Here is a 9,333-nt window from a genome sequence, read left to right as displayed (position 1 = left end):
CAACGGCCCGGCGTTCGTGGCCACCGCGCTGCGCGACCGGATCGCCGCGGCCGGCGCCGGAACGGCCTCTGTCGAGCCTGGATCCCCCGGGGAGGGAGGAGGATCAGGAAACGGTCCGGGGGACTGTTTGCCCGACGACGGGCCGCTGCGAGAGCTTCACCGCCAAGCTGCGCGACGAGCGGCTCACCGGCGACATCCTCTGCAGCCTCGCCGAGGCGAAGATCGTCCTCGCGGCGGGGCGCCGCCCTTGCACCACAAAGCGCCCGCATTCCTCCCCGGGCGAGCGGCCCCCCGCTCCCGAGGTCCCGCAGGGACCGCCTTCGCCACCCGGAGCATGGCGCCAGCACCCGTCATGCACCAAGATCGGAAAGGGACCACCCCAGCAGGGCAGGCCAATCCCGCTTGAACTCCTCGCTGCGTATCACTGCCATATCCAGTCCCCTTCTTGGTGAGCATCGCTCTCAGAAGACCGGAACGGAACCGAGACAGGTCCAGGTTGTCGTGAAGGCGCGCTGGTCTCTCAGCATGGACGAACGCGAGCGCGTGGTGGCCGGGAACATCCTCAAAGAATGTGCGGCACGCTGACTTTGCGGCAATCGCCACGAAGCGGAAGAACGACCGGATCGCGGCGAGCCGGGTGTTGCGGCTGCGCGCGCTGTTTCCCCGCGCCGTCTCGGTGTGGACGAGGAAGTCGGCGACCAGATCTGCGTCGATGTCCTCGACCATGAGCTTGAACGGTGGTTTGCCCGTCCGGGCGCTCGCGAACCGCAGCAGCAGGCGGAACGTGTCGCGATAACCGGCAATCGTATGCCGGCTGGCCTCCATCTGGACGCAGAGCCGGTCGGTGAAGAAGCGCTGGATCAGCGTCGGCAAGGTTGCGGCGCTCATTGGACCGTCTCCCCGGCATTCGCGGTGGCGCGCGCCATCGCGAGGTCAAGCAGTTCCGGCACGGCCTCCAGATACCAGAAGGTGTCGGAAGGATTGCTATGACCCAGATAGGTTGTCAGCCGGATCATCTCGCGCGCCGGGTCTTTGCCCGCGCGATACCAGTTGATCATCGTCCGCACGGCAAAGGTGTGGCGCAGGTCATGGATGCGTGGTCCCTGGCCATGCCGTCCGTATTTCTGATCCGCGCGCAGGCCGATCCGCTGGCAGACATGCGCGAAGCTGTAGCGGGCGCCGCAGTCGGTCAGCCTCGTTCCCTTTTCGGCGACGAAGAATGCAGGCGCCGCACGCCCGAGCAATCGGTCCCGCTCCGTGGCGTAGGCATCGAGCTGCGCCGCGACGCTCGGATCGAGCGGAAGCAGCCGTTCCCGGCCCCGTTTTCCGAACCGCACACGCAGGACGCCATCGCCCGTGTCGAGGTCGTCGGGGTCGAGCGCCAGAGCCTCGCTGATCCGAAGGCCGGTCACCGCCACCAGCCCGAACAGGGTCGAGCATGTCAGCCCGCGCAGGCCGTAGATGGACGGCAAGTCTCTGGCCGCGGCAATGATCGATCCGATCTCGGCCTCGCTGTAGATGTGCGGGCGAGGCCGATGCGAGGAGGCAGGCAGCAGCCCGCGCGGTGGCACCTCATGCGCCGGATCGAAGCTGCTCAGCCATCGCGCGAACATGCGCACAACGCAGAGCCTGGCCGCTCGGGTCGAGCCGCATGCCTCGGTCAGGGTGCCATGCCACCGCAGGAACAGCGCCGTGTCGATGTGAACGGCCCCTTCGGCATCGGCGTAGCGGGTAAAGCGGCGGAGGATGCGTTCCGTGGTGCGCAGGTCGTAGCCAAGCCTGCGGCGGACGCTCAGATAGCGATCGAGCTGAGGCGTGAGGCTCATTGCGCGCCTCCTGCCACGGGCCAGGGCATTGCGACGGACCGCAGCCCGTCGATGTCGAGCCGGGCATATATCATGGTCGACGAGCGCGAGCGGTGCCGCAGCACATCGCCCACTTCGTCGAGCGATGCGCCGGCGTTCACCAGCTGGGTCGCAAGGCTATGACGCAGCAGGTGCGAGCCCACATAGGGCGCAACCGGCTTCTGGCCCGTCGCCCTCAACGCCTCCTTGAGGATGGCATTGACGATCTGTCCGTCCTTGAACGGCCGATGCGGCTTGCGATGGGCGACGAACAGGGTCCGGGAGGTTGCCGGGCCACGCTCGTCCTGCAGGTAACGGCTCAGGGCGCCGCCAACCTCGGGCGTGATCGGCAGCCGGTCATTCAGCTGACCTTTGCCGCGCACCGTCAGTTCGCCGGCACGCCAGTCGATGTCGTCGAGCTGGATTGCGATGACCTCGACTGCCCGGAGCCCGAGCCGCGCCATGAGCAGCAGCATCGCATAATCGCGGGCGCCGTATCGCTGATCGTCGCGCGCAGAGGCGAGAACCGCTTCGACCCCATCGGGCGAAAGATGCCGGGGAAGTCGCACATCCCAGCGCTTGGCCGTTTTGGGAACGCTGAGCGCTAGATTTGTGGCCGTCACCCCACGCGCGAACAGATATTGCAGGAAGATACGAACATGGGTCGCGACCGTCTTGTCGCGGCGTGCCGTTGCCAGAACATGCTCGATGAAGCCGATCACATCGGCGGGACGAAGGTCCGGCAGGTCCATCGTTGCCTCGCCAAAGCGGTGATCGAGGAGCCGGTTGGCGAAGCGCAACGTGTGATAGATCGTTCGTGGGCTCAGGCCCCGCTGCGTGACGAGATAGTTCTCGAACTCAGCCAGCAACGCCGCTCGCGCGGCCTGCGCTTCGGTCACAGGCACCGGCTGCGCCACCCCGATATCGATCAGGTGTTCGGCGAACCTGCGGGCAAAATGGTGGAAGCGGATCCCGGTGTCCGGTCCGCGCGCCTCCGTCCGCGCCAGTTGGTCTGCAAGATCGGGGGTCAACGTGGAGGGCTCGATCCCGGCTCCGTCCATCAGCTTCCCGAGCTTCCGGGCAAGATGGAAGTAGGTTCTCATCGTGCACGCTCTGTAACTGGCGGCAGCAAAGCTTTGCGCGAACGAGTCCAGATAGGGATCGACGCAGGTGTTCGGATTGTCGGTCATGATCATGGTGCTCCATGCTGCTGGAGCTCCAAGGTTTATGCCAAAGTCGACTGACAGCTTATTAGGATAGCCGCCGCGTTTCGGCGCTGTTGCCATCAGGTTAATCAGCCGCTGGCTAGGAAAGCCGCCGATCTGCTCGGCGCCGAACACCCAACAGGCTCAGAAAGGGCACCTTTCGGCTGCTCACGCCGCTCTTGAAGGTGCCGCATTTCGACTGTGACAGATGTCTTGCCCCTGCGGAACCTGTCCGCCTGCCTCTTGCGCCTGCCGGGAGGTAAGCGATGCGCTCCAGTCGCACCATCAAGCCGTGGGATCAAACGTTAGGCCCCGGCTTTGCCTCTATCGGCCATATAGCTAATTGACAGCCCGTCGACTGCGGATCATGTCGCAGGCAACCGGCGTGGCATTGCCAGCGTAGAGATGGGCCGTGCCATGCCAGTCCCGCCGCTCGGTCCCGATTACGGTCGTTCGGCCAGAGGACAGCACCTAGCCGACCTTTCAGAGCTCGTCTCACGTGTAGTGACGACTGGAAGCGTCAGGGGTCGTCTGCGATGTCGCGCAGACGACCTTTTACACAAGTCCGCTCACCCCATCGTCGGCATGACGAACTCGGCCTCGGCGCGCATGCCCGTCGGCCAGCGAGTCGTGAGCGTCTTCAGCCGGGTGTAGAAGCGCACGCCTTCCGGGCCGTGCATGTGGTGATCGCCGAAGAGCGAGTCCTTCCAGCCGCCGAAGGAGTGGAACGCCATCGGCACCGGGATCGGGACGTTGATGCCGACCATGCCCACCTCGACCTCGTGGCCGAAAGCGCGCGCCGCGTCACCATCACGGGTGAAGATGGCGACGCCGTTGCCATAGTCGTGCCGGGCGACCAGATCGGCCGCTTCCTGATAATTCGCCGCACGCGCGACCGACAGGACCGGACCGAAGATCTCCTCCTTCCAGATCGTCATGTCGGGCGTCACGTTGTCGAACAGCGTGCCGCCAATGAAGTAGCCGTTCTCGTAGCCCTGCGGCGCTGTGAAGTCGCGGCCATCGACGACGAGCGTCGCGCCCTCCTGCTCGCCTTGGTCGATGTAGCCGCAGACCTTGGCGAGATGCTGGGCGGTGACCAGCGGCCCCATCTCCGAGGTCCGGTCGGCGGCCGGGCCGATCTTCAGCGCCTCGATCTTCGGCACCAGCTTCTCGATCAGGCGGTTCGCCGTCTCCTCGCCCACCGGCACGGCAACCGAGATCGCCATGCAGCGCTCGCCCGCCGAGCCGTAGGCCGCGCCCATCAGCGCGCCCACGGCCATGTCGAGGTCGGCGTCCGGCATGATGATCGCGTGGTTCTTCGCGCCGCCAAGCGCCTGTACCCGTTTGCCATGCGCCGTGCCGGTGGTGTAGATGTAGCGCGCGATCGGGGTCGAGCCGACGAAGCTGACCGCCTTCACGTCGTGATGGACCAGCAGCGCGTCCATGGCCTCCTTGTCGCCGTTGACCACGTTGAACACGCCCGCGGGCACGCCTGCCTGCGTCAGCAGCTCGGCGATGAAGAGCGGCGCGGAGGGATCGCGCTCGGACGGCTTCAGGATGAAGCAGTTGCCGCAGGCGAGCGCGACGGGAAACATCCACATCGGCACCATGCAGGGGAAGTTGAAGGGCGTTATCCCGGCCACGACGCCGAGCGGCTGACGCAGAGAGTGGCTGTCCACGCCAGTGCCCACGTTCTCCGTCACCTCGCCCTTGAGCAGATGGGGGATGCCGACCGCGAACTCGACGACCTCAAGGCCGCGCGTCACTTCGCCAAGCGCGTCGTCATGAGTCTTGCCATGTTCGGCCGAGATCAGTTCGGCGAGCCTGTCGGCATTCTCCATCAGCAGGAACTTGAAGCGGTCCAGAATACGCGCCCGCCGCAGCGGCGTGGTCTTCGCCCAGGGGGGCCAGGCCGCCTTGGCCAGCCACGACGTCGTCCACTTCGGCCGTGGAGGCCAGCGGCACGCGCTTCTCGGCGGCGCCGGTGGCGGGGTTGAACACGTCGGCAAAGCGGCCGGACGTGCCGGGGACGGACGTGCCGCCGACGTAATGCGCAAGATCGGTCATCGTTTCCTCCTTGTGTCTGCTGCGGATCAGATCGCATTGTGTAAATCGAACGGCAATCCTCAGGAATGCGGAACTGATATGCAGGAATCGTCATTGGGTGCGCCTCTCGACTGGGACGATACCCGTCTATTCCTCGCTGTTGCGCGCGCCGGGCAGATGCTCGGGGCCTCGCGCACGCTCGGGATCAACCAGGCGACGCTGTCCCGCCGCATCGCCACCTTGGAGGCTGCCCTCGGCGCCAAGCTGATCGCGCGCCGCACGCATGGCTCTGAATTGACCGACGCAGGACGGGCGCTTCTCGAAGCCCTTGAACGTGTCGAGACCGAGATGCTGACAGTCCAGGTGCGCCTGCAGGGGGCCGAAGCCGCTGCTGCGGGCGTCGTCCGCATCGGCGCGCCGGACGGCTTCGGCGTGGGCTTCCTCGCGCCGCGCCTCGGAGTGCTTGCGGAGCGCCACCCGGCGCTGACGGTGCAGCTCGTTCCTACCCCCCGCGGCTTTTCGCTCTCGCGACGCGAGGCGGATCTTGCCGTCATGGTCGGGCGCCCCGAGAAGGGTCGCCTGGTCGCCCGCAAGCTGACGGACTACACACTCGGTCTTTATGCGAGCCCTAACTACCTCGCCGCTCACCCAGAACCGACCGACCCGGCCGGCCTCGCAGGGCATCGTCTCGTCGGCTATGTCGAGGATCTGATCGCCGCGCCGGCGTTCAACTATGCCACCGAGTTCTTTCGTGGCTGGCGCTCCAGCGTCGAGCTGACCAGCGCGATCGGCCAGGTCGAGGCGGTGCGCGCCGGGGCCGGCATTGGCGTCCTGCACGACTATCTGGCGCATGGGCCCGACTTCGTCCGCATCCTGCCTGAGCTTTATGTCGTCCGGTCCTACTGGCTCGCCATCCATGAGAACCTGCGCGACGTCGTCCGCGTGCGCGCAGCCGCCGACTGGCTGAGCGATGCCGTCCTGCAGAGCCACTCTGCCTTCGCGGATCGGCCCGGCTGAGGAGGTGAGAAGGTCACGCTCGAAGCCGACGGGCCGCCCTGCATAGGGCGGCCCGCTCTTGTTCCAAGCCGAGTGGATCTAGACCGGTTGCTTTCTGGGTGGTGTGACGCCGGGGCCGCTGTCGGCAAGCCTGTTCCGCACGAAGATCGGATAGGTCAGCATGATGATCGCCAGGGCGATAACGCTCTGCAGCAGGCTGACCCGGGTCGAAGGGTCGATCGCCATGCTGACCAGGACCGCAAGGATGGTCGCCGTGACCAGCAGCGGCAGCCAGGGATGGCCCCACATCCTGAACTTCAGCAGGCCCTCGCGCTCCCAGTGGCTGCGCAGCTTGAGCTGCGAGGCGCAGATCATCAGGTAGACGAAGAGGAAGACCGCACCCGACGAGTTGATCAGGAACAGGAACACCGTGTCGGGCCAGAGCGCCGCGATGACCACGCAGCCATAGCCGACCAGCGTCGAGACTAGAACGCCCCAGACCGGAACGCCGCGGCGATTGACGCGGGCGATCCATTGCGGCGCCTCGCCGTTGCCGGCCAGCACGAACAGCAGGCGCGAGGCGGTATAGAGGCCTGCATTCAGCACCGACAGCACCGCGACCAGGATGACCACTGTGAGGATGGTGCCTGCGCCTGGAATGCCGATCTTCTCCAGCGTGGCGACAAAGGGCGACTTGCCGGGTTCAATCTCGGTCCAGGGCTGCGCGACCACGATCAGGAAGGTGGACAGCACAAAGAACACGAGGATGCGGATCATGACCGTGTTCACGGCGCGACGGATGTTGCGGCCCGGCTCGGCCGATTCGGCAGCAGCGATGGTGGCGACCTCGACCCCGGTCATCGAGAAGATGACCACGACGACGCCGGTAAACAATGTGGCGACCCCGTGCGGGAAGAAGCCGCCATGCGCCGTAAGGTTGCTGAAGGTCGCGGTCGAATCCGGCCACAGGCCAAGCACATAGGCTCCGACGATAACCAGAAAGGCCACAATGGCGACGATCTTGATGCCAGCGAACCAGTATTCGGCCTCGCCGAAGGATTCGACTGACATCAGGTTCAGCGCGGTCATGATGATCAGCAGGCCGAGAGCGATAACCCAGACCGGGATACTTGGCAGCCAGCCGTTGATGATCTGGCCGCCGACGACGGCCTCGAACCCGACGACGATCACCCAGAAGTACCAGTAGAGCCAGCCAGTCGAATATCCGGCAAGCTTGCCGTAGGCCATGCGGGCGTAGTCCACGAACGAGCCGGTCATCGGCTGGGCCGAGGCCATTTCCCCCAGCATCCGCATGATCAGGGCGACGATCACGCCGGTGATCGCATAGGTAATGAATGCGCCCGGACCGGCCGAGGCGATCACCGCGCTGGACCCGACGAAGAGGCCGGCGCCGATCACCCCGCCAAGCGCAAGCATGCTGATGTGCCGCGTCTTGAGCGCCTTCTTCAGGCGCGGATCGTGTTCCGTCTGTATAGGCATCCTCCCCCAGTTCGCTTGAACAGGGCAGAATTACAGACGGGAATACGCCTCGGGCTATTCGCAGAAGCGACGAATGGCCGGTGCAGCATTGTACAGATGTAAGACCCGCTACAGAAGGCCGGCGGCGCGGCCCGCCTGAAGCGCCACCCAGAACCGGGCGGTACCCGCGCTTGTCGTCGGCTTCAGCCCGGTCAGCTGCTCGATGACTTTCAGGCGATAGACCAGCGTCTGGCGATGGATGCCCAGTTTGGCAGCGGTTACCTTCCAGATCCCGTTATTGTCCAGAAAGACGGCCAGGGTCTGCACGAGAGACAGCGAATTGGAGCGATCATAGTCGATCAGCGGTCCCAGATAGCGCGCGACGACGGCGCGAGCCTCGGCTACCGTCTTGGGACCAAGGGTCAGTTCCGATCCGGCCGGGTCATAGCGCTGGCGGCAGGTGCCTCTTTCTTGTGCTTGGGACAGCGCTAGTCGAGCCTGGTGCAGGCTTTCGGGGAAGCCGCCCGCGCTGGTGACCGGTCCGCTGATGCCGGCGCGCGTGTCCGGACCCAGACGGTCAAGGATGGCGTCGAGAACGGGATCGCGGTCGGGAACCACCGCGATAAACCCATCCTCCTGCGTGAACAGCGGCGCAAAGCCATGCAGTTCCGGTGCGTGATGAATGTCGGCGGCAGACCACGCTGACCGGCCCGCAGGGATGATGACCATCGTGACCAGCGTGCTGTCGAGCCCTCGGCGCTCCAGCAGGCTGCGGGCACCGCCAAGATCCAGCGCACCCCGCATCAGGTCGGAAAGCAGCGACTCGCCTTCACGGCGCAGGCCGTCGCGTTCGATCATCTGCCGCTCGAGTTCGATCGCCAGCAGGCCCACCAGTGCGCGCCTGAGGAACATGTCATCAGGACCCGGTGGTCCGTCGCGCCACAGCTTCAGCACCGCCTTGGCCCGTCCCGGAATCTCGGCCCTCTCGACAGGGGCGGTGTCGGGAATGTCCCGCCTTCCACGCAGGATCGGCACGCCGCTGCCCGCATCCTCGATCCGCAGATGGATGCCCATGCGGCTCCCCAGCAGGTCCAGCCGGTTTGCCATGTCGGGTTCGTCGCGCAACGCTCCGGCGTAGGTCTGGAACAGCCGCTGACTGGCATCGAACCTCTCACGCTGCGACTGAAGCACGCTTTCGATGACCCGGCGCGACAGCTTGATGAATTCCAGTTCGAAGCTGGCTTCAAGGATCGGGAACATCCGAGCATCGGCCTCGTCGAGCATCGCCTTTGAGATCTCGGGCGCTGTGCTGCTACGGGCGACGACCAGCGCGCTGGTATTGGCATCGGCAAGCTGCCCCACCCATTTGCGCTGATCTTCCGGGTCGCGGGGTATCCCGGTTCCCACGGTCATGATCAGATAGCCTGCCGCAACCCAGCGCCAGGGATCGGGCAGATCGACGGCATGGGCCCAGGTCACCAGACGGTGCCCGCCCGCCGCGCCTGCAAGCCAGGTCAGCCCCAGCGAACGGATCCCCACCAGTTCCGCGACCGTAATCATGCCTTTTCCGGAGCTTCCGGTCCCTAGGCTGCGCCGACCCCTGATCTTAGCACTACTCTGCCACCTTCATAGCCGGAGGTGATAGGGCACGGGCTTGCGGCAGTGGGGACAAAGCCGTGCAAAGGCGCTGAGTGTGGCCGCGAGTTGCCGACGCACCTGCGGCAAGGATGGGGTTGGGGGCGGCCCCGGTCTGGTGGGGGTTT

General features: G+C 65.6%; 5 protein-coding genes and 3 pseudogenes. 2 read left to right on the top strand and 6 right to left on the bottom strand.

The features are described from left to right. Positions 1-335, top strand: a pseudogene (locus tag H5395_RS19160) (integrase core domain-containing protein); the annotation flags it as partial. A gap of 277 nt (positions 336-612) precedes the next feature. Here the strand turns inward: H5395_RS19160 and H5395_RS19155 are convergent. The 4 genes and pseudogenes from H5395_RS19155 to H5395_RS16900 form a co-directional block, all read right to left on the bottom strand. Beyond that, positions 613-888: pseudogene (locus H5395_RS19155) on the bottom strand (site-specific integrase); the annotation flags it as partial. Next, complete coding sequence (locus tag H5395_RS16910) at positions 885-1,826, bottom strand: tyrosine-type recombinase/integrase (protein WP_182793706.1); 942 nt, start codon at positions 1,824-1,826, stop codon at positions 885-887. The pseudogene H5395_RS19155 and the gene H5395_RS16910, both read right to left, overlap by 4 nt. Beyond that, positions 1,823-3,040, bottom strand: a complete 1,218-nt coding sequence (locus H5395_RS16905) for a site-specific integrase (RefSeq protein WP_220495104.1) — start codon at positions 3,038-3,040, stop codon at positions 1,823-1,825. The genes H5395_RS16910 and H5395_RS16905 overlap by 4 nt, the downstream gene beginning before the upstream one ends. Positions 3,041-3,618: 578 nt before the next feature. After that, positions 3,619-5,116 (bottom strand): annotated as a pseudogene (locus tag H5395_RS16900) (CoA-acylating methylmalonate-semialdehyde dehydrogenase). A 93-nt stretch (positions 5,117-5,209) separates the two neighbouring features. Here H5395_RS16900 and H5395_RS16895 point away from each other — a divergent pair. Continuing rightward, a complete protein-coding gene (locus tag H5395_RS16895; protein ID WP_255440776.1) occupies positions 5,210-6,112 on the top strand; it encodes a LysR family transcriptional regulator in 903 nt (300 codons plus the stop codon). 78 nt (positions 6,113-6,190) lie between these two features. Here H5395_RS16895 and H5395_RS16890 read toward each other — a convergent pair whose 3' ends face one another. Next, positions 6,191-7,591 carry an amino acid permease gene (locus tag H5395_RS16890; RefSeq protein ID WP_182793705.1) on the bottom strand — a complete coding sequence of 467 codons (1,401 nt, stop codon included), beginning with the start codon at positions 7,589-7,591 and terminating at the stop codon, positions 6,191-6,193. Positions 7,592-7,699: 108 nt separating this feature from the next. Then, on the bottom strand, positions 7,700-9,130 hold the full coding sequence (locus H5395_RS16885; protein WP_182793704.1) for a PucR family transcriptional regulator: 1,431 nt from the start codon (positions 9,128-9,130) through the stop codon (positions 7,700-7,702). Between the last annotated feature and the right edge of the window lie 203 nt (positions 9,131-9,333).

The sequence above is a fragment of the Paracoccus sp. MC1854 genome (assembly GCF_014164635.1).
Classification (GTDB): Bacteria; Pseudomonadota; Alphaproteobacteria; order Rhodobacterales; family Rhodobacteraceae; genus Paracoccus.
Note: the sequence above shows the minus strand (reverse complement) of the source record. Positions and strands in the feature narration are given on the sequence as shown.

Coding starts and splice junctions, on each gene's coding strand:
- H5395_RS16905 (WP_220495104.1), bottom strand. CDS start 3,040: ATGATCATGACCGACAATCCGAACACCTGCGTCGATCCCTATCTGGAC.
- H5395_RS16890 (WP_182793705.1), bottom strand. CDS start 7,591: ATGCCTATACAGACGGAACACGATCCGCGCCTGAAGAAGGCGCTCAAG.
- H5395_RS16910 (WP_182793706.1), bottom strand. CDS start 1,826: ATGAGCCTCACGCCTCAGCTCGATCGCTATCTGAGCGTCCGCCGCAGG.
- H5395_RS16885 (WP_182793704.1), bottom strand. CDS start 9,130: ATGATTACGGTCGCGGAACTGGTGGGGATCCGTTCGCTGGGGCTGACC.